This is a genomic window from Streptomyces sp. NPDC047028 (assembly GCF_040644095.1).
In the GTDB taxonomy this organism is placed as follows: Bacteria; Actinomycetota; Actinomycetes; order Streptomycetales; family Streptomycetaceae; genus Streptomyces.
This window is the reverse complement of sequence record NZ_JBEYVS010000008.1, coordinates 1-25,872: the sequence shown is the minus strand read 5'-3', so window position 1 is coordinate 25,872 and position 25,872 is coordinate 1. Positions and strand designations below refer to the sequence as shown.

Sequence of the window (25,872 nt, the reverse complement as noted above, 5' to 3'; positions counted from 1 at the left end):
AGGTCACATGGTCAATCACAAGCACGGCATGTTCAGCAGAGCAACAGATCAGGAGGTCAACGGGTTCAGGACAGCAGGAAGTCCGCCTCCCCCGCTTTGGCGCCCTCGATGAACGCGGTCATCTCGTCGGTGGTGTAGATCAGCGCGGGCCCGTCGGGGTCGGTCGACTGCCGTACGGCAATCCGGCCGTCGGCCAGTTTCATCGCCTCCAGGCAGTTTCCGCCGTTGCCGCCGCTCCAGGGTTTGTGCCAGCCCTCGGTGCCCAACTCCCGTGCGGGCATGCCGTTGTAGACGCGACCGCGGGGATTGATGCGATCCATTCACAGCTCCTTGCGGAGATCCCGGAGGATCTCCTTCGTGCGTTGTGCCGTCGCGGCCTGCGCCGCCATGCGGTCCATGACCTCCAGGTGGGTCGCCACCTCGGAGCGCGCGTCCAGGTAGACGGCGCCGGTCAGGTACTCGCTGTAGACCATGTCCGGCAGTTCTGACATGGCGAATCGGAACAGCACGAAGGGCCCGTACGTCCCCGGGTGCGGACCGCTCGCGAACGGGGCGATCTGGAGCGTCACGTTGGGCAGCCTCGTGGCGTCGAGCAGTTTGTCGATCTGGGCGCGCATCACCTCCGGGCCGCCGACCGGCCGGCGCAGCACGGTCTCGTCCAGCACCGCCCAGAACCGGGGTGCGTCGGTCCGTGTGAGCAGGTCCTGGCGCTGCATGCGCAGGGCGACGTGGCGCTCGATGTCCTCGGGGCTGGTCTGACCGACGGCGCCGGACCTGAGCACTCCGCGCGCGTAGTCCTCGGTCTGCAACAGGCCGGGGACGAAGTGCGGTTCGTAGGAGCGGATGAGGGAGGCCGCGCCCTCCAGGCTGACGTACATCGAGAACCAGCCCGGCAGGATGTCGTGGAACCGCTGCCACCAGCCGGGCTTGTTGGCCTCGTCGGCGAGTTGGACGAAGAGTTCGGCCTCGTCGTCGGGGATGCCGTAGGCCTTCAACAGGAGTTGCAGATAGGGGATTTTGAAGGAGACCTCGGCCATCTCCATGCGGCGGACGGTGGCGGGGGCGACGCGGAGGATGCGTGCGGCTTCCTCCCGTTTCAGCCCGGCGCGCTCCCGCAGGTCCAGCAGGCGCCGGCCGAGAACCACCTGGCCCACCGTCGGCGCGGACCGCGGTTCGCTCACGCTCCCACCTCCACACATCGATCCTGACAGCCCTGCGGCGCCATTCGAAGATTCATTCGAGGATCGGTTGATCGTCGATGATCCCAACTGGCGCCGCTCAACATGCTGTTGCGAGCAGTGTGCCACGCCCCCTTACCGCGTCACACCGCACTCTGCATTTTTCAGAGTGACACTTGCCAAGTGTTCACGGCGGGGAGATAGTGGCAAACGTGATTCCGTCCGCGCCCTTAGGAACAGACGCTGCCGCAGACCGTCCCGGTCTCGGTGCCGCAAGGGCGGCAACCCCAGGTGGGGGCGCTGCCGAGCGCCGGTTCCGCTTCGAGTTGGCCGCACACCCGGGTTCCCCCGCACAGGCTAGACGGCTGGCGCGCGCTCGGCTGACCGGCTGGTCGGTATGCGCGGACACCTGTGACACCGCGGCGCTCGTCATATCCGAGCTGGTGACGAACGCGATCGTGCACACCGCGAGCAGCCGGGTGGTGTGCGAGCTGCACGACCACGACGACACGGTCCGCATAGCCGTGCACGACGAGGGCTGTGCTCCCGGTCAGCCGCGGCCTGCGGCGCAGCGGCCCGAGGAGGAGCAAGGGAGGGGGTTGCTCCTCGTCGACGCCGTGTGTGAGTCCTGGGGTGCGCAGGAGCGCGGACCCGGGCTGCTGGTCTGGGCCGAACTGGCTCGTCAGACCGACGCCGTCCGGGGAACCGCCGAGCCGCGCAACGACCTGGGCTGGGGCGCCCGCCCCAAGCCGGCCCCCTCGCACGGCGGCTCGGGCGAGGAGGAGCGGGGGGAGCGCGCGAAGGCCCGGCACGAGGGCCCCTGGGAGCAGCGCGGGGAGCAGCACGAAGACACCTGCGCGCGACGCGGAGAGCAGCGCGAAGTCCCGTGGGAGCAGCACGGAGGGTGGGGGCGGCCGTGAACGGGCTCGGCTCGGGTCAGCCGCTCGGGCTGGACACGCTGGTGCGGTTGCGCCGCCGGCAGCAGACGCCGGACGCCGTGCGGCGGCTGCCGCTCCCCGAGGGCATGACCGCTCCGCTGGGCTGCGACGCGGTGGCCGTACCCGACCGCCTCGGTCCACTGGTCGTGCCACGACTGCCGCGCGTGGGGTGCGTGTACGCCGACGGCGCGCGCTGGTGGTGGATCGTCCCGTCGGACTCCGACTACGCCCTGCCCTGGCCGGCCCCGGCCCACTACGCGCCCGGCGCGCCCGTCCCCGCCACGGCCCGCCTCATCCATCGCCCCGAAGGCACGATCCCCTACACCCCGCCGATCCCGCTCTACCTCTCCCTGTGCCGGGTGACGGGCACGACCCCCGACTGGTCGCGAGCGGTCTCCGCGTGATCAGCGGTCCGGGCTCGCAAAGGTCACTCCACGGCTTCGGCGGCGCCCCGGACGATCACCAGGAAGGTGTCCGTCGCGAGGTCCATGACCACCTCGGCGGGCAGGCCTTCCAGGCGTCGCGCGTGAGCGAACTCCTCAGCGGGCCAGGAGCCGCGCGGGCCGCCGGCGGGAAAGCGTTCGAGCACCGTTCGCCCGTTCACCATCCTGCACCTCCAGAAGCGTCGTACCTGTAGGAGTTAACGCTCTGGAGAGGGGAAACGGCTCGCTCAGTGGCGGTACTGAGACATTGTCGACACCCGGTCGGCGCGGACGGTGAAGCTCCGCTCACTTTGCGACGCGAACCGGACACGATCGGCCCCAATGGCCGACTGTACGTGTCGTATCACGCACGGATCGTGACAGCAGGTCCGCTGCCCACCCGTACGACACCCTCGGCCTACAGCGCGACGGACCGGACGGGCGCAGCGATCCGCTGTCGCCCCGCCTCCAACTCCGCCAGCGCCTCGTGCAGTTGCCGGACGTGCCGTGGGGTGAGCCGGCCGGTCACGTCGAGGTGGACGGCGCAGGCGGTCGTCGTGTCGACGAGCCGCTCCAGTACGGCCGCGACCGCGTCCGTGCCCTCGGTGTGCCGGGCGAGGGCGGGCAGTTCGGCGGCCGAGAGTGTGATGGCCGTGCGGGCCTCGGCGAGGGTGCGGTAGGCCTCGCGGCGCAGTGCCCAGCGCTCGGCGCGGTCACCGGACTCGCCGAGGACGTGGACGAGGTAGGCGTGCGCGGCTTCCTGGGCCACGGCGAGCCGGGCCCGCACCCCTCCGCCGCGCTCCCCCGGCATCGGCAGATGCCCGACGACGAGGACGATCACACAGGCCAGCAGGGTCTCTCCGATACGGCCGGCGGAGGCCTGCGGCTCGCCTGTCACCATGATCAGGGCGAGGACGAGGACGGTGACGACGGCGGTCACGGCCGCGAAGTGCCGCGTGGCGACCGGGACGAGCGCCCCGCAGACCGTCACCAGCACGATCAGTCCGGCCGGACGGGGCAGCAGCGCGGCACAGGCGGCGAACACCAGCGCGCCCAGCACGGTGCCGGCGGCCCGGGACAGCACGCGGGAGGCGAGCGGTCCGAGGTCGGGCTTGACCAGGAAGACGATGGTCATGGGCAGCCAGTACCAGTGCGGGTGGTGCCCGTCCCAGTGGGCGTGGTGCAGCGCCTGGGCGATGGCCGCGCCGGCGCCGAAGCAGAGGGCGACCCGCATCCCGTACTCCCGCCCGCCGGGGCCGGACACGGCCCGGACGGCGGTCCGCACGCTACGGCGCCTGCGGTACAGGCCCTGCCCCTCGTCCACCCGGTCGAACACCTCGGCGGCCCGCAGCAGGGCGTCGTCCAGGGCGCGCAGTGCGGGGGCGGCCCGGACCGGCGCGGGCAGCGGTCCCGCGCCGGTGTTGCCGCGCACGGCGGCCGCGAGCCGCCGGGGCCCTTGCGCCGCCCGCGCGGAGACGGGCTTCCCGGCCCAGGCCAGCGCGGTGGCCGCTTCGGCGAGGGGCAGCGCGGCGGCGAACTGGGCGTGCAGCCTGCGCTCGGCGGCGGAACTCGCGAAGCGCCGGATCCGGGGTCCGGCGAGGGCGTCCTGGGCGTGGTCGAGGGCGGCGGTGAGCGCGGCCCGCCGGGTCAGGGCGGAGTCGCCGCCGACCGCGTCGAGCAGGGCGGCGACGGCGTCGTACACGTCGGCCACAGCCTCGCGTTCCCCGTCGAACCGGAAGTCCCCGGCGAGCGAGCCCGGCGTGGGCAGCAGCAGGCGCAGCGCCAGCAGCCAGCCGGTGCCGGCGAGGAAGGCGAGCGCCGACTGCCAGGCGGCCTCCGGGAGTTGCATGCCCGCGCCGACGGCGGCCATGACGAGCAGCTGCGAACCGGCGGCGGACGCGACGGGCCCGACGGCACTGACGGCGCCGGCGACCAGCCCGAGCAGGGTGAGCAGCAGCGTCAGCGGTACGGCGGACAGGCCCTGTCCGCCGTACGTCCCGACGGCCAGCCCGAGCGCGCCCGCGAGCCCCGGCACCCCGAGGTTCTGAACCGATGCCCGCCGGCTGCCGGGCCGGTCGTTGACCCCGCCGAGCATCGCGCCGATGGCGGCCACGACGCCTGCGGCGACACGGCCACTCGCCACCCCGGCGAGCGCCAGCGGGCCGACGGCCAGCGCACCGCGCGACACGGCACTCCAGTACACGGGCCCGCGCTGGGCACGCAGGGCGTGAGCGAGCCAGGGAGGCAGGACGAGCCGCGACACGGAACTCCTGTTCGTACGAGGGCGGGGGTCGGGCGAGGCCGGGGAAACGGGGTGGCGCTCGCCTTGCCTTCGGACGACAGTGGCCGGGGCGTCAGGGTGTCACTCCACGATACGGTGCTCCCACCGGAGCGGCGGTGAACGGTGACCTGCCGTGAGATGAGCCGCCGGGCGGCTATCCGAGGCCCCCGAGGGCCGCGATCCCGTGTGCCCACTCACCGGCCGGGCCGGGCCAGGCGAGCGGGGACCAGAACGCGGTGATCAGCCCGGCGAGCGCGACGGCGACGCACAGCCCCAGTCCCCAGAAGGCGGGGGTGCCCTCGCGGTCCCGTTCCAGCGACAGGGCCACGGTGAAGAACGCGATCCCCAGGGTGACCAGGAGCAGCACCGCGCCGAGCAGGATCGTCACGACGGTGAACGCCGCCTTCTGCCAGGTGGCCTGGTGCGACGCGTACGCCACCCGGTTCGACGTGACGACGAGCAGCGGCACCCAGGGCTGCAGGGCGACGACGATCGCGCACACCACACCGATCCGCAGTGGACGGGGCGGCCCGGGTCTGGGCGTCCGCTGCCGGTCGGACTTGCCGGTGCCCGAAGGCCCCGCGCCTGCCGCCGTCCCAGCGGAGCGCGCCGTGCCGGTGCCGGGCTCGGCCGTCCCCGTCGCCCCTTCGCCGGCCGGAGCCGTTGCGTCTGTCTCCACCGGCCGGCGCACCCACTCGCCCGCGAGCACGTCCTTCTCGGCCGGCCCGCCGTCGACACCCTGCAGTCCCTCGCCCAGGAGCCGCAGATCGTCGCGCACGGCGCCGAGTTCCGCCTCGACCCGCTCCAGGAACTCGTCGTACTGCTCGTTCTCCTCGGCCGGCCCGGCCGGGTCCCACGGCTCCTCCTCGGGGACGGCGACCGCGTCCGGCTCGTTGCGGTCCCGTTCCTCCTCCAGCCGCCGCTGTTCCTCGGCGCGCCGCCGCCGGGCCAGCTCCTCCTGGGCCTGCGCCAGCAGCGCCTCGGTGTGTTCACGCTCCTGGACGGCCTCGCGCATCATCTGCTGAGCCTTGATGACCCGCAGTTCCGCGGCCTGCAGTTGCTCCTGCACCTCGGCGAGGGCCTGTTCGCGCCCCTCGGTCCGCGCGCGCTCCGCCCTTTCCTCCAGCTCGGTGACACGGGCCTGCCACTCGGCCTGTGTCGTACGGAGCCCGCGGATCAGGTGGTTGACGCGTCCCTGCATGTACTCCAGGGCGTCGCCGCGGGCCACGGCCCGGGCCAGTGAGTCGCCGGGGCCGTCGTCCCAGCCGTACACGTGCAGGTTGGTGATGAACTGGCTGCCCCTGGCCTGGTAGACGCGCCCTTCCTCGGACGCGCTGCCCCAGAGCTCGGACCGTCTCCCGACCTCCGTGCCCGGGTCGTCCGCAGCGCTCATCGTTCGGTGATGTGCTGGTCACCCATGGACTGGTAGATCCGGGCGCTGCCGGACGCCCGCGCCTGGAGCCGTACGTCGCCCCGGATGTTCTGCCGGGCGGGTCCCGGGTCCAGCGCGGCCAGGAGGGTGCGCAGGTCGTCGGCGGCGCCGGGGTGGTCGGCGAGCAGGGCCGCGAGGCGCAGCTGCCAGGCGTCGGCGATGCGCCGGCCGGCGGCCGCCGCATCGTTGTCGTCGCCTTCGGCCGCGGCGGCGAGGAGGGCGCGGCGCGAGGTCTCCAGCTCGTCACCGACCTCGTCCGCGGCTTGCGGGCGGTACCTGCGCCACACCGTGACGATGCCGTCCCGCGCCTGCTGCCAGGCCTCCGTGACGGCAAGGGTGACGACCGCTGTTCCGGCTTCGCCGGCCAGGGTGAGCAGAGTGGGATCCATGGTTTCTCCCCCGAGGTGACGGCCCGGACCGCGCTGTCCCGGCCCTGGTACGAGGACTGAGCCAGCCACACTAGCCCAACTCGGCTCGGGCGCAGTGACGTTGTCATTCCAGTCCCGTCCGCCGCGCAAACACCGCCGGCGAGGGTCGATCAGGCCGCCGGTCCCTGGCCGTCCCGCAGCCGTTCGGCGAAGGCCCGCGCGGCGGCCAGGTCACCGGCGTTCGGCCGTTGCCTGCGGATTCCGCCGACGAGTCTGAACGGCGCCCAGGTGTCGAACGCGCGGCACGTATAACTGCCGTCCACCGAGAAGCCCTTGGCGCGCAGCAGCCGGACCACGGGACGGGTGAACGGCGCCGGCGGCAGCTCGGGGAGCCCGCTGGTGGCGAACACGAACGCCCGTCCTGTACCGGCGGGCAGTGCCCTGACCAGTTCGGTCAGGCTGGGGTGCAGCCTGCCGTAGAAGACGCCCGAGCCGAATCCCACGAGGTCCGCGGCGGCCAGTTCGCCCGGGTCGGCCCGTTCCGGGGAGACGACCTCGGCGTCGAGCACCCGGGCCATGCTGTCGGCGACTCGGCGCGTGTTGCCGTGCGACACGGAGGCGCACACGATGACGGACTTCATCCTCACGATTCCCTTCTCTCGCTTCTGTCATTGAGGACGAGACGGGGGTGCGCGGATGTGACATCCCACGGGGTGCGAATTTCCAAGATGCGGTACCTCGCCCCCGAACGGCGCGGGCGGGGCCTTCGTCGCCCTCGCGTCCACGGACGGCAGCGGCAACGAGGAGCGTGAGCCTGACGTGCGGTACGAGTGGTGGCCCTGAGGCGGCCTGGGGGCGCGGCGTTCGGCTACGGCAGACCGGCCGCGTCCGCTGCCGTGCGCAGCACCTCGCGCAGCATCTCGGTGGTCAGGCGGCCGGTGAAGGTGTTGCGCTGGCTGACGTGGAAGCAGCCGAAGAGTTCCAGGCCGTCGAGGGCGACTCGGGTGCCGTGTCCGAACGCGGGCCGGGGCCGGGGCACCGTCCAGCCTGCCTCGGCGAACGCGGGCAGCGCCGCCTGCCAGCCGAAGGCACCGAGGACGACTGCTGCCTTGAGGGTCGGGCGCAGCAGCTTGAGTTCCTGGACCAGCCACGGGCGGCAGGTGTCGCGCTCCCCGGGCGTCGGCTTGTTGGCGGGCGGCGCGCAGTGCACCGGTGCGGTGACCCGGACGCCGTGCAGTTCCAAGCCGTCGTCGGCGCTGACGGAGGTGGGCTGCGAGGCGAGCCCCACGTCGTACAGCGCCTGGTAGAGCGCGTCGCCCGAACGGTCACCGGTGAACATGCGGCCGGTGCGGTTCCCGCCGTGCGCCGCGGGGGCGAGCCCGATGATCACCAGCCGGGCATCGGCCGCCCCGAATCCCGGCACCGGCCGCCCCCAGTAGGTCCAGTCGGTGAACGCGGCCCGCTTTGTCCGGGCGACCTCCTCCCGCCAGGCGACGAGCCGCGGACAGGCCCTGCAGTCCGCGACCCGTCGGTCGAGCCGCGCCAGGCCACCGCTGTCGTCGTGCATAGGCCCACCGTATGCCCGGCCGGCCCGGCCCACTGGTACGGCCCGGCGCGTTAGGGTCGTGGCCATGGCTACGGAGGATGCGGGCGGGAACGTGAACCCCGGGACCGGCGGACCGTTGGGCCGGGGCGTCGCCCAGGCCGCCGCCGGTGGCGGCAGCGCCGAGGGCACCGGCGGCGAGCGGGCTGTCGATCCCACGGTCGACCCGAAGGTCGCCGCCGCGGTGGCCGCCGCCGAGGCCGCCGGTCCGGCCCAGGGCGAGACCGTGCGGATCGACAGCTGGATCTGGGCCGTACGCCTGATCAAGACCCGTTCCCTGGGCGCGGCCGCCTGCCGCGGTGGACACGTCCACGTGAACGGCGAGCGCGTGAAGCCCGCCTACTCGGTCCGCGTCGGCGACGAGGTGCGGCTCCGGAACGAGGGCCGGGAACGGATCGTGATCGTCAAGCGCCTCATCCGCAAGCGGGTCGGCGCCCCGGTCGCCGTCCAGTGCTACGTCGACAATTCCCCTCCTCCGCCGCCGCGCGAGGCCGTTGCCCCCGCCGGCCTGCGCGACCGCGGCACCGGCCGCCCCACCAAGCGGGACCGCCGCGAGATGGAACGCCTCCGTGGGCTCGGGGGGCCCGCCGGACCGGGTGTCCCCGGCGAATCCGGCGGCCCCAGCGAACCCCGGGGCGCCGGCCGGCCCAGGAGACAGAGCGGCGGCGGCCGGACCGGCCGGTAGCCCTCGGGGAGGACCGGCCGGGCCCGTCTGACGACGCGTGCCGGTACGAACGGGCTGGTAGCCCTCGGGGAGAGCCGGTCGTAGCGGCCTGGCGACGCGTGCCGCTACGACCGGCTGGTACGCACTCGCGCCCGGCCGGCCCCTACCACTGGCACACCGCCGTGACGCCGGCCGAGCCCCCGCGACCGGCCGGCATCGTCCGGCGCTCCCCGTGCGGTCACGCGAATCGCACAGGTCACGCGGATCGCGCGGGTCGCGCCCGGCCTGCCGTCCGGCGCAGGAGGGCCGGCAGGGCCGCGTTGTGACCGCGCCGGGCCCAGGCGATCAGCGCGAGCGGAACGATCAGCACCAGTGGTGTGGCCGCGTTCTGCCCGTCGAAGACGGTGAGCTGGACGATGAACGCGCCCACCATCAGCGCGCTCAGCGCCGTCGCGGCCACCGACTGCAGGACCGGCACCAACAGGGCGACCGCACCGGCCAGTTCGAGGACGCCGATGGTGTACATGCCCACGCTGCCCCAGCCCATCCGGTCGAAGGACTCGACGGCCGAGGGGTGTGCGATCAGCTTGGGCAGCGCGCTCGCCAGACCGAAGAACAGCGCCAGCAGCACCTGCACGGAGCGGAGCGCGACGCGTCCTGCACGACGCCTCCCTGTCCCGGCGGCAGCAGAGCGGGCGGCGCGGTCCGACCGGCTGGAGGGAGTGTTCGCGGCGGACGGGGCGGTGGGAACGACGGAGACGGTGGTCTCGGACATGGAAGGCTCCTGGTCTGCTGTGTGACGTGTGCGAGGCGGTCTCGCTCGCTGTCACAGGGATGGACCCGGCCACGCCCGAGAACTCATCGGTGAACCATCCCCCACTCTCAGGAATTTCGGGGCACCGCCCTCACCCACACCCCGTCCGGTGTCAGATACGTGTCCACCTCCAGTCCCGCTTCCGCCAGGGCCGCCTCGAAGTCGTCCTTGGTCAGGGGTCTCGACAGGAACGTCTGGGTCCAGGACGCGTCCGGGAACTCGTACTCGGCGCGGACCGAGTTCACACCGTCGCCGACGGGCTCCGCCGAGACGATCCGCACGGTGAAGCCTCTCGGGTCGACGCGCACTCTCGGCAGGTCTGTGTGGTAGTCCTCGCCCTCCCGCTGGATGAGGACGCAGCCGCCCTTCGTCACATGGCGGGCACAGGTGCGCAACAGCCCCCGGCGCACCTCGGTGTCGCCGGCGTGGACGAGGAAGGACGCGAGCATCACCACGTCGAACCTCTCGGCCAGGTCCAGTTCCTCGATCGGGCCGCATACGGTGCGCGCGCCACGGACGCGGGCGAGCATCTCGGCCGACTCGTCCACGGCGGTGACCGTGAACCCCCGCTCCAGCAGCGGGTGGGTCACCCGTCCCGCTCCGCTGCCCAGCTCCAGGATGTGCGCGCCGGCCGGTACCGCGGCGGCGATGATGTCCGGCTCGTCGCCCACCGGGAGCCGTTCGTACAGCTCCACCGCGCAGCCGTCCGGGGTGATCACGCCGGGTCCCGTGCCCTCGTATCCCTCACGCATCGCTTGTCCTCCCCGACTCGTGCTCCCGCCATTCCGTCCCGTCGACCGAACAACGGCCCGGCGCCGCCCGCCCGTTCCCGCCCCCGGCCAGTTCACTCGTTCGAGTTATTCGAACTCCAGCGGGAACCATCCGTGTCCGATGTGCCAGTGGCCGCCCGCCCGCAAGTGGTCCCCGACCGCCCGCTCCACCGAGGTGCGCCGCGGCAGCTCCGCCACCGGCAGGTCCGGATCCCCGAAGACGAACCGGACGGGCTCGGTGTCGGCGGGTTCGTCGTCCTCCCGTGCGGGCCGGAACCGCTCCTGGAAGCGGACGATGTTGGACTCGGCCGGCAGATAGCGCTTCAACTGCGGATCCAGCAGCCAGGAATGGCACAGCGCGGTCTCGACACGCTCCTCGGGGAAATGCCGGCCGAAGAAGTCCCGGGCCAGGTCCAGCGAACGGTCGCAGGCCGACGGGGTCAGCGGGCCGAGGAAGTCGGGGATGTGGAGGTTCAGGCAGGGCATGCCCGGGACGGCGTCCAGGCCGGCCATCGCGATCGCCGCGGAGCTGCGCTGTCCGAGCCGCGCCCGCTCGAACTGCAGCCGCCCCAGCTGGAACAGCTCGCCGCGGAAGTGCCGGACGAGCCAGCGTTTGTGGTGCAGCCCGATCACTCCGTTCCCTCGGCGATACACCGCAAGGTTCCGGCCCAGGTCCGCCAGGGTGCGGCGGGAGACCTCGGCCGGGATGCCACGTCGCCGATGGAGAGCGAGGGTGTGCGGGAGGGCGGCGACGAAGACGAAGACGGCGAAGGAACCGCCCAGTGCGGCGGGCGACGCCGCGAACAGTTCGCCGAGATCGGGTGTGCGGCCCGTCTCCGCCGGTTCTTCCAGCAGCTCCGTCACGCACGCGTGGAGGAGTCTCAGCGCACCCGGGTCCCCGGCGAGGGTGCGCCGCAGCCCGTCGAGTTCGTTGATGTGCTCGTGCGGCACACTGAGATCGAGAAGCAGTTCGGGCAGGTCGTCGGCGTCCGGCAGCACAGCGCGTTTCCCCTCCTGGCCGTCGTTGGTGAACGTCCCCGTCGAAGAGTACGTTGCAAGTGGGAGTGATGATCCGGGATGCGTACAGGCAGTGAACCGGCGACCGCGCGCAGCGCACTGCGGGCGCGGTTCTGGCTGAGCCTGTGGGGGGTCGCCTGGGCGATCTTCGGAACGGCGGCGTTCGCGTTCGCCGGACGCACCGGCTGGGCGGCCGCCTGCGGGGCGCTGTGGCTCGTGGCCACCATCGACCTGGCCTTGATCGTCCGGCACCGCCGGCAGGGCCCGCACTACCAGCCCGGCCCGGACATCCCGCCGTACCGGCCGGTGGACAGCGAGCTGCGACACGGGCCGAGACGGCCGTACCGGAGCAGGCGGCCGTTCGGCCGGCCACCGCACCACGGGCACCCGTGACACCTCTCTCGGCCGCCCACGGTGCTCGCGCGCCGACCCGTGGTCGACCTGCGGGAAGCAGGGGTGTGAGGCGTCCCGGGCCGTCAGGAGTCGAACCGGGCCGCCTTCAGGTACTCGGGGTTCGGGTCCAGCGCCGCGGCTAGCCGGAAGTGCCGTTTGGCCTGGTCGGGACGGCCCTGCCGCTCATAGGTGCGGGCGAGCGCGAAATGCGCGAAGGCATTGTCCGGCTCGCGCTCCAGAACGATCGTGAACTCCAGCTCCGCCGGTCGCAGTTGCGCCGCCGCGAAGAAGGCACGCGCGCGGAGCAGACGCGCGGCCGTGTTCTCCGGATGCGCCGCGATGACCCCGTCGAGCAGCTTCACGGCTCCCCGCGGGTCCCGTGCGCTGAGCAGGTGCTCGGCGGCGCGGTAGTCGATGACATGCGTCTCCGGGGTCTGTCCACTGGAACCGCTGGTCTCGGGCACGACGAAGTCCTTCCCTCTCTGCACTGGTTCAACGCCGTACCACCGGGCCGCTATTCCGCGCCGGACCTCCCGGCCCGGGTCACCGGGACTCGCCTGCCCGGCGCGTGAGGTAGTCCCAGACCTCGCCGACGCGCTTGTGCAAGGCGTCCAGCGGTACGTCGTTGTCGATCACGATGTCCGCGATCCGCAGGCGCTGCTCACGGGTCGCCTGCGCGGCCATACGCGCGCGTGCGTCGTCCTCGGTCATCCCGCGCAGCCGCACAAGCCGCTCCAGCTGGGTCTCGGGGCTCGCGTCGACGACGACCACGACGTCGTACAGCGGTGCCAGCCCGTTCTCCGTGAGCAGCGGGACGTCGTGCACGACCACGGCGTCCTCGGCGGCGGCGCCCTCCAGTTCGCCGGAGCGCGCGCCGACGAGAGGGTGCACGATCGAGTTGAGGACGGCCAGTTTCCCGGGGTCGGCGAAGACGATCGAGCCGAGCCGCGGCCGGTCCAGGCTGCCGTCGGCGGTCAGGACGCCCGTGCCGAAGGCTTCGACGACGGCCGCGAGGCCGGGCGTGCCGGGAGCGACGACCTCACGCGCGATGCGGTCCGCGTCGATCAGTACGGCGCCGTGCTCGACCAGCAGCAGGGACACCTCGCTCTTGCCGGCGCCGATTCCGCCGGTCAGGCCAACCTTCAGCATGAGCCGAAGCATAGGCGCTCCGCCGGCTGCCGAGTGGGGCGCCTTCTGGCGCCGCTGGTCAGCCCTCGCCCTCCCGCTCCGCCAGGAAGCGTTCGAACTCGCGGCCGATCTCGTCCGCGGAGGGGATGTCGACCGGCTCGGCGAGCATGTTGCCGCGGCTCTCGGCGCCCGCCGCCGCGTCGTACTGGTGCTCCAGGCCCTGGACGAGTGCGGTGAGCTCCTCGTCGCCCTCCCGGATCTGCCGGTCGATCTCCGTCTGCGTGCGGTGTGCGTCCGTGCGCAGCGCGTGCGCGACGCCGGGGAGGACCAGGCCGGTGGCGCCGGTGACGGCCTCCAGGACGGTGAGCGCCGCGTCGGGGTACGGCGAGCGGGCGATGTAGTGCGGAACGTGCGCGGCGACGCCCAGCACGTCGTGCCCCGCCTCCAGCAGGCGGTACTCCAGCAGCGACTCGGCGCTGCCGGGCACCTGGGCCTCGTCGAACGGGCTGCGGTGACCGGGGACGAGGTCGGTCCGGTTGCCGTGCGGGGTGAGGCCGACGGGGCGGGTGTGCGGGACGCCCATGGGGATGCCGTGGAAGTTCACGGACAGGCGGACGCCGAGCCGCTCCACGATCTGCCGCACTGCTGCCGCGAAGCGCTCCCACTCCACGTCCGGCTCGGGACCGGACAGCAGCAGGAAGGGCGCGCCGGTGGTGTCCTGGACGATGCGGACCTCGATCGCAGGCACCTCGTACTCGGTCCAGCGGTCCCGCTTGAAGGTCAGCAGGGGCCGGCGGGCGCGGTAGTCCACGAGCCGGTCGTGGTCGAAGCGGGCCACGAGCTGGTGGGGATGCGCGTCGAGGAGCCGCTCGACGATCTGGTCGCCGGTTTCCCCCGCGTCGATGTATCCGTCGAAGTGGTAGAGCATGACAAGGCCGGCCGACTCCTGGGCGAGCGCCATGTCGACGACGGCCAGCCCCTTCGGCTCCCACGTGTACAAACCCTGCGGATCAAGCACAGTGACCGCTCCTCCTCGTGTCCGTACTCGACAACGCCCCCTGGAGCGCGGGCATTCCCGGACCGGGCCTCTGATCAGGCAACTCGCGCCGCACGCCTTGACGCTTCGTCACCTGGTCCGTACCTTCACAAGGAAGGCGTTCACATACGCGGCTGAAATACACGTTCATGAATGCGCTCATCCGCGTGAAGTCATGACGGAGTCATGAAGGAACACGACAGGAAGGCACCCTCATGCGCCGGCGCCCGCTGCTCACCTCCCTGCTCGCCGTGGCCACCGCCACCGGCGGCCTGCTCCTGGCCGACACCGGCCCGGCCTCCGCCTCCACGCCCGCCCTCTCCTCAGCCGCCGTCGAGGTCTCCACGGCGGCGCAGCTCAAGGCCGCGCTCGGGGACGCACGGCCCGGGGCCACGATCCACCTCGCCGACGGGACGTGCACCGGCAACTTCAAGGCGACGACGCCGGCCACGTCAGGCGACCGCATCACGCTCACCGGCTCCCCCAGGGCCGTACTCACCGCGGGCGGCGGCTACGGCCTGCATCTCGACGGCGCCTCCTACTGGACGGTCAGCGGCCTGACCGTGACCGGCGGCCAGAAGGGCATCGTGATCGACACGGCCACGGGGGTCGTGATCGACGGCGTGACGGTGCACGACTTGGACATGGAGGGGGTGCACTTCCGCACGTCCAGCGCGGACGGCGTGATCGAGAACTCGAGGATCTACGACACCGGGAACGACGGCAGGGGCATGGGCGAGGGCGTCTACGTGGGCACCGCCAACACGCTCTCGGACCGCAGCGACAACGTGCGGATCCTCGACAACACCATCGGGCCGGACGTCGGCGGCGAGAACGTCGACATCAAGGAGGGAACCAGCGGCGCGCAGATCATCGGCAACGTCTTCGACGGCAGCGGGCTGACCGACGCGAACTACGACGACTCCTGGGTCGACGTGAAGGGCAACGACGTCCTCGTCCAGGACAACACCGGCACGAACACCACGAACGACGGCTACCAGACCCACACCCAACGCTCCGGCTGGGGCTGCGGCACGGTGTTCAGGAACAACGGCTCAGACCTGACGGGCGCCACAGGAGACACCCGACTGGCCATCAACGTCACCAACTACAAGTCGACCTGCAAGACAACGGTCTACGACTCCAACACGGTGACAGCAGGCAAGGGCCTGACCAACATCCCGGTGACTTCCTGACCAAGGGGCCGTGGTCCAACTCAGGGGCGCGGGGAACTGCGCGACAAGCCACAACGCACCCGCACTTCGACAAGCGACGCGCCTCCCCCCACACACACAAAACACTGAGGGGCCGTACCCCGAAAGGTACGGCCCCTCAGCCTCAACGGCTAAGCCTCAGCGGCTGGGGGTGCCCCCTCTGGGGGAGCTCAGCTCTGGCCGCCGGCCAGCTTCTCGCGCAGCGCGGCCAGCGCCTCGTCCGAGGCCAGCGCACCGGAGGTGTCCGCACCCTCGGAGGAGTACGAACCGCCACCCGCGACCGGAGCGGCACCCGCGGCGTCCCCGCCCTCGGCGGCGGCAGCCGCGTCGGCCTCACGGGACTTGATGACCTGCTGCTGGTGCTGCTCGAAGCGGGTCTGCGCCTCGGCGTACTGGTGCTCCCACGTCTCGCGCTGGGTCTCGTAGCCCTCGAGCCAGTCGTTGGTCTCGGGGTCGAAGCCCTCGGGGTAGATGTAGTTGCCCTGGTCGTCGTAGGACGCGGCCATGCCGTACAGGGTCGGGTCGAACTCGACCGAGGCCGGGTCGGCACCGAAGGCCTCGTTGGCCTGCTTCAGCGAGAGGCTGATGCGACGGCGCTCGAGGTCGATGTCGATGACCTTGACGAAGATCTCGTCGTTGACCTGGACGACCTGCTCCGGGATCTCCACGTGGCGCTCGGCCAGCTCGGAGATGTGGACCAGACCCTCGATGCCCTCGTCCACGCGGACGAACGCACCGAACGGAACCAGCTTCGTGACCTTGCCGGGCACGACCTGGCCGATCTGGTGGGTGCGGGCGAACTGCTGCCACGGGTCTTCCTGGGTCGCCTTCAGCGACAGGGAGACGCGCTCGCGGTCCATGTCGACGTCGAGGACCTCGACCGTGACCTCCTGGCCGACCTCGACGACCTCGGAGGGGTGGTCGATGTGCTTCCAGGACAGCTCGGACACGTGGACCAGACCGTCGACGCCACCCAGGTCCACGAAGGCACCGAAGTTGACGATCGAGGAGACGACGCCGGACCGCACCTGACCCTTCTGGAGGGTGGTGAGGAAGGTCTGGCGGACCTCGGACTGGGTCTGCTCCAGCCAGGCACGGCGGGACAGGACCACGTTGTTGCGGTTCTTGTCCAGCTCGATGATCTTGGCCTCGAGCTCCTTGCCGACGTACGGCTGGAGGTCGCGGACGCGGCGCATCTCGACCAGGGAGGCCGGGAGGAAGCCACGGAGGCCGATGTCGAGGATGAGACCACCCTTGACGACCTCGATGACGGTACCGGTGACGATGCCGTCCTCTTCCTTGATCTTCTCGATGGTGCCCCAGGCACGCTCGTACTGGGCGCGCTTCTTCGAGAGGATCAGGCGGCCTTCCTTGTCCTCCTTCTGGAGGACCAGGGCCTCGATCTCGTCACCGACGGCGACGACCTCGTTCGGGTCGACGTCGTGCTTGATCGAGAGCTCGCGGCTCGGGATGACACCTTCGGTCTTGTAACCGATGTCGAGCAGGACCTCGTCCCGGTCGACCTTCACGATGACGCCGTCGACGATGTCGCCGTCGTTGAAGTACTTGATCGTCTCGTCGATCGCGGCGAGGAAGGCTTCCTCGTTACCGATGTCGTTGACCGCAACCTGCGGGGTGGTGGCGGTGGTCTCGGTGCTGCTCGTCATGTGGGAAAGGGCTCCGGTACGGACATTGAAGTCGTAGGTACTGCTACGCCGGGAGCCCGTATCGCTCTGTAGAAGCCGGACAGCCTAGGAAGCGCCCCACCAGACACTGGTGACGGCGCCTCGACAACCGAGGGGACATACAACAGATGCGAGCGCAGCCTGCTACGTCTGAGGTGCGCAGGCCCGCAGCGCAACTTGTAGCATACGGGGGCAGCCGAGCAGGGTCAATGCGCGAAGGCGCACACCCGGGGCGGATCGCCGCATACCCGGCACAAGAAACGTCCCATCACGCCGTGCAGGCGTACGGAACCCCTCCGTGACACGCGCCGCGGCCCGTCGGTTGGACGGAAGAGTACGACGAGGGAGCCGATCATCCAAGAGCCGGAACCGTACGTCCCCGAGGCGCCCGAGCCCGAGGCCACCCGACGTGACGCCGGGGTCGCGGAGAGCGCGCGGGCCAACCGTGGCTGGTGGGACCGCAACGCCGACGAGTACCAGATCGAGCACGGCACGTTCCTGGGCGACGACCGCTTCGTGTGGGGGCCCGAGGGCCTGGACGAGGTGGAGGCCGAGCTCCTCGGGCCGCCCGAGGAGCTCGAGGGCAAGGACGTCCTGGAGATCGGCGCCGGCGCGGCCCAGTGCGCGCGCTGGCTGGCCGCGCTGGGCGCACGTCCGGTCGCCCTCGACCTCTCGCACCGGCAGCTTCAGCACGCGCTGCGCATCGGCGGACCGTTTCCCCTGGTGTGCGCCGACGCCGCCGCGCTGCCCTTCGCGGACGGCTCCTTCGACCTGGCGTGCTCGGCGTACGGGGCGCTGCCGTTCGTCGCGGAACCGCGGGAGGTGCTGCGCGAGGTGCGCCGGGTGCTGCGGCCGGGCGGGCGCTTCGTGTTCTCGGTGACGCACCCGATCCGCTGGGCCTTCCCCGACGAACCGGGCCCGGAGGGGCTCGCGGTGGCGTCCTCCTACTTCGACCGGACCCCGTACGTCGAGCAGGACGACGCCGGCCGCGCGGTGTACGTCGAGCACCACCGGACGCTCGGCGACCGGGTCCGGGACATCGTGGCCGCGGGCTTCCGGCTGGTGGACCTGGTCGAGCCGGAATGGCCGGCCTGGAACACCTCGGAGTGGGGCGGCTGGTCTCCCCTGCGGGGCCACCTGATCCCGGGAACGGCGATCTTCGTCTGCGAGCGGGACTGAGCGCACGCGCGTGACGCCTCACGCGCGCGTGATGGCTCGTGCACGGCGCACGCGCGCGTAGAGGCTGATTTCCGGGTCGTACGACACTGGGGGCGTGATCCGTTACGACGCCCTGGACGCACTGCCCGTGCGCTCCGCGCTGCCCGCCCTGACCGCGGCCCTGGAGGAGGACGGCACCGCCGTCCTGGTGGCCCCGCCCGGCACCGGCAAGACGACACTGGTCCCCCTGGTGCTGGCGGGCCTGGTCGGGGGCGGCCCGGCGCGCCGGGTGGTGGTGGCCGAGCCGCGGCGGATCGCCGCCCGGGCCGCCGCGCGGCGGATGGCGTGGCTGCTGGGCGAGCAGCCGGGCCGGAGCGTCGGCCACACCGTGCGCGGCGAGCGGGTCGTGGGGCGGCACACGCGCGTGGAGGTCGTGACGACCGGCGTGCTGCTGCAGCGCCTCCAGCGGGACCAGGAGCTGCCCGGCGTCGACGTGGTCGTCCTCGACGAGTGCCATGAACGGCATCTGGACGCGGACACGGCGGCCGCGTTCCTGTGGGACGTACGGCAGACCCTGCGGCCGGAGCTGGGGCTGGTGGCCGCGTCGGCGACCACGGACGCCCAGGGATGGGCGCGGTTGCTCGGCGGAGCGCCGGTGGTGGAGGCGGCGGGGACCGCGCACCCCGTCGAGACGGTCTGGGCGCCGCCCACGCGTCCGGTGCGGCCGCCGGACGGAATGCGCGTCGACCCGGCGCTGCTCGCGCACGTGGCGTCGGTGGTCCGGCGGGCGATGGCCGAGCGGTCCGGGGACGTGCTGTGTTTCCTGCCGGGCGTGGGGGAGATCGCGCGGGTGGCCGCACAGCTCGGGGATCTCGGGGATCCGGGCGCGGTGGAGGTGCTCCAGGTGCACGGGCGGGCGCCGGCGGCGGTGCAGGACGCGGTGCTGGCACCGGGGACGCGGCGCCGGGTGGTGCTGGCGACGTCGGTGGCGGAGTCGTCCCTGACGGTGCCCGGGGTGCGGGTGGTGGTGGACTCCGGGCTGGCCCGGGAGCCGCGGGTGGACCACGCGCGCGGGCTGAGCGGACTGACGACGGTACGGGCGTCCCGCGCGGCGGGGCGGCAGCGGGCGGGCCGGGCCGGGCGTGAGGCGCCGGGCACGGTGTACCGGTGCTGGGCGGAGGCCGAGGACGGGCGCCGGCCGGCCTTCCCCGCGCCGGAGATCAAGGTGGCCGATCTGACGGCGTTCGCCCTCCAGGCGGCCTGCTGGGGCGATCCCGACGCCGCCGGACTGGCGCTGCTGGACGCTCCGCCGGCCGGCGCGATGGCCGCTGCCCGGGAGGTGCTGCGGGCGGTCGGCGCGGTGGAGCCCACCGGCCGCGCCACGCCGGCGGGGACGCGGCTGGCCCGGCTGGGGGTGCATCCCCGGCTGGGGCGGGCACTGCTGGATACGTCCGGCGGAGGGGCCGAGGTGGTGGCCCTGCTGTCCGAGGAGGTCCCCCGGGAGTACGGCGACGATCTGGAGGCGGCGCTGCGGCGTGCCCGGGGCGGGCACGATGCCTACGGCACCCGGTGGCGTGCGGAGGTACGGCGGCTGCGGTCCGCGGCGGCCGAGTTCGCCCACCCGCTGGTCGACACGCCCGGGGCCGCGGCACGGAACGTCAGCCCCATCCCGGATGACGCTCCCGCGCGGGCGAACGCCGGAAGGGTCGTCGCCCTGGCGTTTCCCGAGCGGGTGGCCAAGTGGGACGGGGGGTCGTATCTGATGGCCTCCGGGACCCGGGTCGAGGTGGGCGAGGGGTCGGGGCTGCGGGGGTCGCCTTGGATCGTCGTCGCGGTCGCCGGCCGGGGCGCCGGGACGGCGCACGGGCGGGTGCGGCTCGGGGCCTCCGTGGACGAGGACGTGGCCCGGGACGCCGCCTCGGCGCTCGTGGGCGTACGGGACGAGGTGCGGTGGGCCGAGGGGGACGTCGTGGCCCGGCGGGTCGAGCGGCTGGGGGCCGTCGAGCTGGCGGTGCGGCCGCTCGGCGACGCGGACCCGGAGCTCGTGCGGGGCGCGCTGCTGGACGGGCTGCGGGAGGAAGGGCTCGGGTTGTTGCGGTGGCCGGCGGACGCCGTACTGCTGCGGCAGCGGATCGCGTTCCTGCGGGCGCACCTCGGGGAGCCCTGGCCCGACGTGTCGGACAGCGCGCTCCACGCGCGCGTGGACGAATGGCTGGAGCCGGAGCTGAGCCGGGCCCGGCGGCGGAGCGATCTCGCGCGGATCGACGCCGGGCAGGCGCTGGCGCGGCTGCTGCCCTGGGCGAGCGGGGAGGCGGCCCGGCTGGACGAGCTGGCGCCCGAGCGGATGGCCGTACCCAGTGGGTCCAGAATCCGGATCGACTACGGGGACCCGGAGCGGCCCGTACTCGCGGTGAAGCTGCAGGAGATGTTCGGGCTGGACCGGACGCCGGCCGTGGCCGGTGTTCCGCTGCTCGTGCACCTTCTCTCCCCCGCCGGGCGCCCCGCCGCCGTGACCGCCGACCTCGCCTCCTTCTGGCAGGACGGCTACCGGGCCGTACGCGCGGAGTTGCGGGGGCGCTATCCGAAGCATCCGTGGCCCGAGGACCCGGCCGGCGCCGAACCCACCCGGCACACGAACGCGCGCCTCAGGCGCTGACCGGTCGCCTCGGGCTCGGACCGGTGACGCCTCAGGCGCTGACGGGTTCGGGCGCCGCAGTCTCCGTGGGCGCCGGCTCCTCCGGGCGGCGCCCGCGTGCCTCCAGCCAGAGGGAGAGGGCGAGGAGCAGCAGTCCGAGGGAGAGCAGGCCCCAGGGCAGGTACGAGGTGAGCATCAGGACGAGTGTGCGGTTGTGCTTGACGAGGGCGACCGTGTGCTCGGTGTAGTCCTCGCGCATCTTCACGTCCCCCGCGAACGCGGTGACCCTGTCGCGTCCGCCGAGCAGGGTGCCGCCGCGCAGCTCCTCCTTGTGGAGCTCCTCGCCGTAGACGGGTGCCCCGGTGACCGGTTCGACCCAGAACCTGCGGACGGTGGTGTACCAGCGGGTGGTGCCGGTCCTGGCCACCGCCTCCGGGGTGATGCCCTTGACGGGCATGCTCTTCGGGAGGGGCACCTTGGTCCACGGGACGGTCTGTTCGAAGTAGTAGACCTTCAGGCCCCGGAAGGTGCGCGTCCCCTTGTAGTGGATGGGGTTGGTGGTGCGGGTCTGCGCGTCGAAGTACTCGTAGTCGCGCTTCTGGGTCAGGAAGGGCCACTTGAACTCGATGCCGTCCCGTCTGACGGGGTCGCCGTCGACCATCTCGCCGGTGGCGTGGACGGGGTCCTGGCTGTGCGCGTCGAAGATGTAGCGCTCGGGGACCTTGGAGACCATCTTGCCGTCGGGGCCCTGGACGTAGGAGAGGCAGTCCCAGACGACGACCGGCCGTCCCGCCGTCCGCTCGATCCGCTGCGCGGCCGCCACGTCACCCTTGAGGGTCTGCACGATGGTGACCTTGGAGACCTTCTTCGCGCGCATGGTGCCGTAGTCGAGGAGGGTCGCCCCCTTGGCCTCCAGGACCATGTCCTGGTACTGGTTCGCGGGGATCCTGGCCAGGCGCGGAAAGGCGTACCAGCGCATCAGCGGGGACAGCGCCGCGCAGAACACGGCGCAGGCGAGCAGGACCAGGCTTGCCGTGCGGCGCATGGCGGGCTCCCTCCCGGACGGGCGCGGCTAGGGGTGGGCGGGCACGGTCGTCAGCAGCGGCCTGGGGGACGTGCGGCCCGTCGGCGCTCCCAGGGCGGTGATCGTCAGGACGAGGGCGAACGCGAGGGCGAGACCGGTCGCGGCGGCGATCAGGGCGCGCATCTCGGCCTCCCGGCGGACGGTTCCTGACAGTTCCTGATGGATCGTCAGATCCGGCACGGTAGCAAGGGGCGGCCGAGATGAGAACACTTCGGACACGGGGAGGACGTGCCGGGCGCTGGACGGCACCCACGAACGCGGCAGGGCGCCGTCCGCCGGAGCGGTCGGCGCCCTGCCGCGCGTGCGAGGTTCCCGCGTCGCCTGGTTACGGCTTCTGGGACGGGGTCGGGTCCGGCGACGGGCTGGTGGAAGTGCCCGTACCCGTGCCAGTACCGGTATCGGTGCCCGCGTCGGCGGTTGCGACCGTCAGTTCGACGGTGAGCGTCGCCCCGCCGGTGGTGGTGACGCGGAGCAGGAAAGTGCCGGTGGTGTCGTCCGCGTACAGCTTCGGCAGGGTGAGCAGGCCCTTGTCGTCCGTCTTGAGGCCGGTGAGGGTGCGTACGGTCTTGGTGCTGCCGTCCTTGGGGTCCTTGACCTGGAAGTACGGGCCCTTGTCGTTCTCGACCGGCTCGGCGGCGGGGTCGTCGGTGGACTTGACGAGGGTGGCGGTGGCCGCCACGTCGTGCGCGATCGCACCCTTGTACGTCGCCTTCAGCTGGACCTGTTCGGCGAACTCGCCGCCGGGGGTGCAGGTCAGCGGGATGTCGCTGGTGCGGGCGAGGGTGTCGGCCACGCGTGCGGTGACGGTGGCCGTGTAGTCGACTCCCTTGACAGAGCGGCCCACGACGGCGGCGTGCACGCTGAAGTCGCCGGTCTTCTCGCCGGCCTGGAGCGCCGGCGCGAGTGCCACGCCCTTGGCGTCGGTGGTGACGGTGGCCACGGTCTCGCCGCCGGTGAAAGTGGCGTCGGTGTCACCGGTGATGGTGAACCGGACCCTGACCTTGCCGACGGCCGCGCCCGCCTTGGTCTCGGCCCGGGTGCTGATCCGCTGGGTGAACGCCTCGCCCGCCGTAGCCGCGAGTTCGGCCGTACCGGCGTCCTGGAGGTGGTCCACGGTGTCGGTGGGCGTCTGGGGGGTCGGCGGGGCGGGCGGAGTGGGCGGGGCCGGGTCGGTCGAGTGGGTGCCGCCGCCCGGCTTGTGCGGGCGCGGGGCGTGCTTCTTAGGGGGCTTCGTGGACGGCGGTGAGGTCTTCGGAGTCTTCCCGGTGCCGGTGTGCGGGTCGTCGCCCGCGGGGGTGTCGCTGCGGTGGGACGGCAGGCCGCCGGTGCCGTCGGGGACGGTGCGGGTGCCCTTGCGGTAGTACTCCAGCCAGGTCAGGACCGTGTTGAGGTACTCCTGCGAGCCGTTGTAGCTGAGGATCGCGCTGTGCAGGTCGGCTTCGCGGGAGAGGTCCCAGTCGTTGCGGCACAGGTAGTGGCCGGCTGCGAGGGCGGCGTCGTAGACGTTGTTGGGGTCCTTCTTGCCGTCGCCGTTGCCGTCGCGGCCGGCCCACCGCCAGGTGGAGGGGATGAACTGCATGGGGCCGACGGCCTGGTCGTAGGAGCTGTTGCCGTCGTACTCGCCGTGGTCGGTGTCCTTGATGAGCGCGAAGCCGTTACCGTCCAGCTGCGGACCGAGGATGCGGCCGATCGTCGTGCCGTCGGCGTCGACCCGGCCGCCGCGGGCCTGGCCCGACTCGACCTTGCCGATGGCGGCCAGCAACTGCCAGGGCAGGTTGCAGCCCGGCTTGGAGCCGCGCAGCTCGGTCGCGGCCCTCTTGTAGGCGTCCAGGACCGTGGCCGGTATGCCCGCCTCGGTGGCTCCCGGGGAGGCGGGGGTGCCGGTGGCGGCGGGCGGGCTGGGGTCAGGGCTGTTCAGCGGCGGCAGGTCCGTGTAGTACGGCGAGTCGCCCGTGGCGTTGCCGTCGGCGCCGGTGTCCGGCGCGGAGGTGGCGGCGCCGGCCGCTGCCTGTCTGCCGTGGTCCTCTCCAGTCGCTCCCGGAGCCTGGGACGCGGACAGTGCCGCGACCGCTGCCGCGGCCACGGCCGTGGTCGCCGCTCCTTTGCGCAGCCGCCTGCCGAAATGCGCCGCCATAGAGTGAACCCCTCCCGTGGACGTCCGGAAACGTCCGTTCCGACCTTCTCCGTCTGTGTGCTCGCCTTGGTCTGACGGTTGACCCGGTGCTCTGGTTGCCCCTGTTCCGCCTTTTCCGCGATGTGACGTGTGTGTCACCGCGCGTCCCGGCGCGACGACCCAGGCGACCCTACGGCAACTTGCTTGGCGGGGGCAGTCGTTCGCGCCCGGTATCCACCTCTTGGCCGCCTATGTTCGGCCAGGGTGTGCCGACTGCCGTCGAGGGGGTGCCCATGAGACGCGGTTCGGCGCCGCGGACGGCCATACTGGGCGGTCCGCTCGCCGGGTCCGCTCGCCGGGCCCGCTCGCCGGATCCGGGGCAGGGCCGGCGACCGTTCGACGACCGTTCCAGGGGGACCTGTTGCCGTTCACTCTCAGCCATGCGGCCGCCGTCCTGCCCGCGGTCCGGCGCGACGGCGGCGGGCGGGGCCGGCTGGTGGCGTCGGTGCTCGTGGCGGGCTCCTTCGCGCCCGACATGACGTACTACGCCGCGAGTGTCGTGCCCGGCGGGATGGAATTCGGCTTCGTCACCCACTCGTTCGCCGGTGTCGTGAGCGTGGACGCGCTCATCTCGTGGGCTCTGGTGGGGCTCTGGTTGCTGGTGCGGGAGCCGGTGGTGGCGCTGGCACCCCGGGCACGGCAGGGCCAGCCGGCCGCGCTGCTGCGCTGCGGGGCGCCACGCGCGCGCGTGCGGGCCGGGTCCGTGGCGTGGTGGTACGTCTCCGCCGTGCTCGGCGCGCTGACACACGTCGTGTGGGACGCGTTCACGCACCACGACCGCTGGGGCGTCCGGCTGGTCCCGGCCCTCGCCCGGGACCGCGCGGGCCTGCCCGGGTTCCTCTGGTTGCAGTACGGCAGCTCGGCGGTGGCGGCGGTGGTGCTGGCCGTGTTCGTCGTACGGGCGCTGCGGCGGGCGCCCGACGGGGAGCCGGCCGGGGTGCCCGTGCTGTCCGTACGGGACCGGTGGAGGGCCGTTGCGGTGGTCGGGGGCTGCGCGCTGGTCGCTGCCGTGCAGCGGGCGTGCCACTGGTGGGCGTACTGGGGTTCGACGGCCCGGCCGTGGGACCTGGTGCCCACCCTGTGCTTCGGGGCGGGCGCCGGCCTCGTGCTGGGGCTGCTGCTGTACGCCCTCGGGGTCAGGGCCTGGCGTCCGGCCCCGGTTCCGGGCGGGGCCCCGGGTTCCGCGCGGGGGCGGACGGTCGTCCGTTGAGGGGGGCCGCGACGAAGACGGTGATCGTGGGTCTCGGGCGCGACCTCGGGACGAGGGCGATCAGCAGCGCGAGGTAGCCGCGGGTCAGGTCGGCCCAGGCGCGCCAGTCGGGGGTGCGACGGGCCGGTGCGGTTCGGCCGGCGAGTTCGCGGCGGAGGCGTTTGGCGGCTCTGCGGACGGTGAGGGCCAGGTCCGCGGGGATGCGGGCGGTGCTTGCGTCGGCCGCGAGGGCCTGGACCGGCGAGGCGGGGGCGAACGGGGCCGAGGCGGTGACCGCCCGGGCCGGGGTGCCCGCCTCGGGCGTCCGGCGGTGGAGCATGCGTATACCCATGCCCGCATCTTGCGGCCGGGGGGCGGCGGGGGGCGTTTTGGCGGGGGCCACGTGAGTGAAGGGCCCGTCCGGGGGTTTGGCCGGGGGGTGCGTGGGGTGGGGGTGCGTTCGTGGGTTCGGCGGGGTGCTGGGGGGCGGGGCGGTCGGGGGGCGGTGCGGGTGGTTGTGCGGCTGCGACGGCGTCGTGGCTGGTCGCGCCCACGCGGTGGAGCCGCACATGAACACGGCCCCGCGCCCCTTCGGGTGATCCACATCCATGAGCCGACGTCCCCGTCGCTGGGCCTGCTGACCTGCTGGGCCGCGCAGGGGCCCATCGTCGCGACGTTCCACACGTCCAA

Annotated in this window: 27 protein-coding genes; 8 read left to right on the top strand and 19 right to left on the bottom strand. The window is 72.6% G+C overall.

Features of this window, described 5'->3' with window-relative positions; translation table 11 throughout:
• Positions 1-65: 65 nt before the first annotated feature.
• Positions 66-320 (bottom strand): DUF397 domain-containing protein, encoded by a 255-nt coding sequence (locus tag ABZ854_RS09700; RefSeq protein ID WP_129309724.1) that lies wholly within the window; start codon positions 318-320, stop codon positions 66-68.
• A complete protein-coding gene (locus tag ABZ854_RS09695; RefSeq protein WP_361206909.1) occupies positions 321-1,181 on the bottom strand; it encodes a helix-turn-helix transcriptional regulator in 861 nt (286 codons plus the stop codon). It abuts the gene before it with no gap.
• A 173-nt stretch (positions 1,182-1,354) separates the two neighbouring features.
• Here ABZ854_RS09695 and ABZ854_RS09690 point away from each other — a divergent pair, with 173 nt between their 5' ends.
• The gene (locus ABZ854_RS09690) at positions 1,355-2,098 is read left to right on the top strand and encodes an ATP-binding protein (RefSeq protein ID WP_361206906.1); all 744 of its coding nucleotides are present in this window, start codon (positions 1,355-1,357) and stop codon (positions 2,096-2,098) included.
• The gene (locus ABZ854_RS09685) at positions 2,095-2,520 is read left to right on the top strand and encodes a hypothetical protein (protein WP_361206904.1); all 426 of its coding nucleotides are present in this window, start codon (positions 2,095-2,097) and stop codon (positions 2,518-2,520) included. The genes ABZ854_RS09690 and ABZ854_RS09685 overlap by 4 nt, the downstream gene beginning before the upstream one ends.
• Positions 2,521-2,543: 23 nt before the next feature.
• Here the strand turns inward: ABZ854_RS09685 and ABZ854_RS09680 are convergent, their stop codons facing one another.
• From ABZ854_RS09680 to ABZ854_RS09655, 6 genes are all read right to left on the bottom strand, one after another.
• On the bottom strand, positions 2,544-2,723 hold the full coding sequence (locus ABZ854_RS09680; RefSeq protein WP_361206901.1) for a hypothetical protein: 180 nt from the start codon (positions 2,721-2,723) through the stop codon (positions 2,544-2,546).
• Positions 2,724-2,956: 233 nt separating this feature from the next.
• Positions 2,957-4,801, bottom strand: coding sequence for an FUSC family protein (locus tag ABZ854_RS09675; RefSeq protein WP_361206898.1), 1,845 nt, complete (start codon positions 4,799-4,801; stop codon positions 2,957-2,959).
• Between the two features lie 172 nt (positions 4,802-4,973).
• Positions 4,974-6,212: a hypothetical protein gene (locus ABZ854_RS09670; protein WP_361206895.1), complete on the bottom strand. Its 1,239-nt coding sequence runs from the start codon at positions 6,210-6,212 to the stop codon at positions 4,974-4,976.
• Positions 6,209-6,640 (bottom strand): hypothetical protein, encoded by a 432-nt coding sequence (locus ABZ854_RS09665; protein ID WP_361206893.1) that lies wholly within the window; start codon positions 6,638-6,640, stop codon positions 6,209-6,211. Before ABZ854_RS09665 ends, ABZ854_RS09670 begins: the two co-directional genes overlap by 4 nt.
• Positions 6,641-6,789: 149 nt before the next feature.
• Entirely contained in the window at positions 6,790-7,260 is a 471-nt protein-coding gene (locus ABZ854_RS09660) for a flavodoxin family protein (RefSeq protein ID WP_361207384.1), read from the bottom strand.
• A 227-nt stretch (positions 7,261-7,487) separates the two neighbouring features.
• The gene (locus ABZ854_RS09655) at positions 7,488-8,186 is read right to left on the bottom strand and encodes a uracil-DNA glycosylase (protein ID WP_361206890.1); all 699 of its coding nucleotides are present in this window, start codon (positions 8,184-8,186) and stop codon (positions 7,488-7,490) included.
• A gap of 64 nt (positions 8,187-8,250) precedes the next feature.
• On the opposite strand from ABZ854_RS09655, the gene ABZ854_RS09650 reads away from it, so the two are divergent.
• The gene (locus ABZ854_RS09650; protein WP_361206887.1) at positions 8,251-8,907 is read left to right on the top strand and encodes an RNA-binding S4 domain-containing protein; all 657 of its coding nucleotides are present in this window, start codon (positions 8,251-8,253) and stop codon (positions 8,905-8,907) included.
• Between the two features lie 235 nt (positions 8,908-9,142).
• On the opposite strand, the gene ABZ854_RS09645 is transcribed toward ABZ854_RS09650, so the two are convergent.
• The 3 genes from ABZ854_RS09645 to ABZ854_RS09635 all read right to left on the bottom strand — a co-directional run bounded on the left by ABZ854_RS09645 (position 9,143) and on the right by ABZ854_RS09635 (position 11,469).
• Complete coding sequence (locus ABZ854_RS09645) at positions 9,143-9,661, bottom strand: DoxX family protein (RefSeq protein ID WP_361206884.1); 519 nt, start codon at positions 9,659-9,661, stop codon at positions 9,143-9,145.
• A gap of 107 nt (positions 9,662-9,768) precedes the next feature.
• On the bottom strand, positions 9,769-10,452 hold the full coding sequence (locus ABZ854_RS09640) for a class I SAM-dependent methyltransferase (RefSeq protein WP_361206882.1): 684 nt from the start codon (positions 10,450-10,452) through the stop codon (positions 9,769-9,771).
• Between the two features lie 105 nt (positions 10,453-10,557).
• Complete coding sequence (locus ABZ854_RS09635; protein ID WP_361206879.1) at positions 10,558-11,469, bottom strand: acyltransferase domain-containing protein; 912 nt, start codon at positions 11,467-11,469, stop codon at positions 10,558-10,560.
• 78 nt (positions 11,470-11,547) lie between these two features.
• Between ABZ854_RS09635 and ABZ854_RS09630 the strand changes: the two genes are divergently transcribed.
• Complete coding sequence (locus ABZ854_RS09630; RefSeq protein ID WP_361206876.1) at positions 11,548-11,880, top strand: DUF6343 family protein; 333 nt, start codon at positions 11,548-11,550, stop codon at positions 11,878-11,880.
• 83 nt (positions 11,881-11,963) lie between these two features.
• Here ABZ854_RS09630 and ABZ854_RS09625 read toward each other — a convergent pair whose 3' ends face one another.
• The 3 genes from ABZ854_RS09625 to ABZ854_RS09615 form a co-directional block, all read right to left on the bottom strand.
• Positions 11,964-12,344, bottom strand: a complete 381-nt coding sequence (locus ABZ854_RS09625) for a tetratricopeptide repeat protein (protein WP_129309710.1) — start codon at positions 12,342-12,344, stop codon at positions 11,964-11,966.
• A 79-nt stretch (positions 12,345-12,423) separates the two neighbouring features.
• A complete protein-coding gene (gene coaE, locus ABZ854_RS09620; RefSeq protein ID WP_361206872.1) occupies positions 12,424-13,029 on the bottom strand; it encodes a dephospho-CoA kinase in 606 nt (201 codons plus the stop codon).
• A 58-nt stretch (positions 13,030-13,087) separates the two neighbouring features.
• Positions 13,088-14,026 carry a PAC2 family protein gene (locus tag ABZ854_RS09615; protein WP_361206869.1) on the bottom strand — a complete coding sequence of 313 codons (939 nt, stop codon included), beginning with the start codon at positions 14,024-14,026 and terminating at the stop codon, positions 13,088-13,090.
• A 233-nt stretch (positions 14,027-14,259) separates the two neighbouring features.
• Between ABZ854_RS09615 and ABZ854_RS09610 the strand changes: the two genes are divergently transcribed.
• Entirely contained in the window at positions 14,260-15,240 is a 981-nt protein-coding gene (locus ABZ854_RS09610) for a right-handed parallel beta-helix repeat-containing protein (protein WP_361206866.1), read from the top strand.
• Positions 15,241-15,428: 188 nt separating this feature from the next.
• Here the strand turns inward: ABZ854_RS09610 and rpsA are convergent, their stop codons facing one another.
• Entirely contained in the window at positions 15,429-16,925 is a 1,497-nt protein-coding gene (gene rpsA, locus ABZ854_RS09605; RefSeq protein ID WP_361206863.1) for a 30S ribosomal protein S1, read from the bottom strand.
• Positions 16,926-17,294: 369 nt separating this feature from the next.
• On the opposite strand from rpsA, the gene ABZ854_RS09600 reads away from it, so the two are divergent.
• Positions 17,295-18,122, top strand: a complete 828-nt coding sequence (locus ABZ854_RS09600; protein ID WP_361207381.1) for a class I SAM-dependent methyltransferase — start codon at positions 17,295-17,297, stop codon at positions 18,120-18,122.
• A 94-nt stretch (positions 18,123-18,216) separates the two neighbouring features.
• On the top strand, positions 18,217-20,757 hold the full coding sequence (hrpB, locus tag ABZ854_RS09595; RefSeq protein ID WP_361206860.1) for an ATP-dependent helicase HrpB: 2,541 nt from the start codon (positions 18,217-18,219) through the stop codon (positions 20,755-20,757).
• 31 nt (positions 20,758-20,788) lie between these two features.
• Here hrpB and ABZ854_RS09590 read toward each other — a convergent pair whose 3' ends face one another.
• From ABZ854_RS09590 to ABZ854_RS09580, 3 genes are all read right to left on the bottom strand, one after another.
• Positions 20,789-21,781 carry a DUF3068 domain-containing protein gene (locus ABZ854_RS09590; RefSeq protein ID WP_361206857.1) on the bottom strand — a complete coding sequence of 331 codons (993 nt, stop codon included), beginning with the start codon at positions 21,779-21,781 and terminating at the stop codon, positions 20,789-20,791.
• Positions 21,782-21,808: 27 nt separating this feature from the next.
• Positions 21,809-21,943: an SPW_0924 family protein gene (locus ABZ854_RS09585; RefSeq protein ID WP_361207378.1), complete on the bottom strand. Its 135-nt coding sequence runs from the start codon at positions 21,941-21,943 to the stop codon at positions 21,809-21,811.
• A 202-nt stretch (positions 21,944-22,145) separates the two neighbouring features.
• A complete protein-coding gene (locus ABZ854_RS09580; protein ID WP_361206854.1) occupies positions 22,146-23,954 on the bottom strand; it encodes a lytic transglycosylase domain-containing protein in 1,809 nt (602 codons plus the stop codon).
• A 400-nt stretch (positions 23,955-24,354) separates the two neighbouring features.
• Between ABZ854_RS09580 and ABZ854_RS09575 the strand changes: the two genes are divergently transcribed.
• A complete protein-coding gene (locus tag ABZ854_RS09575; protein WP_361206851.1) occupies positions 24,355-25,203 on the top strand; it encodes a DUF4184 family protein in 849 nt (282 codons plus the stop codon).
• Here ABZ854_RS09575 and ABZ854_RS09570 read toward each other — a convergent pair.
• The gene (locus tag ABZ854_RS09570; protein WP_361206848.1) at positions 25,130-25,534 is read right to left on the bottom strand and encodes a hypothetical protein; all 405 of its coding nucleotides are present in this window, start codon (positions 25,532-25,534) and stop codon (positions 25,130-25,132) included. The two genes, ABZ854_RS09575 and ABZ854_RS09570, sit on opposite strands and share 74 nt — an antisense overlap.
• Between the last annotated feature and the right edge of the window lie 338 nt (positions 25,535-25,872).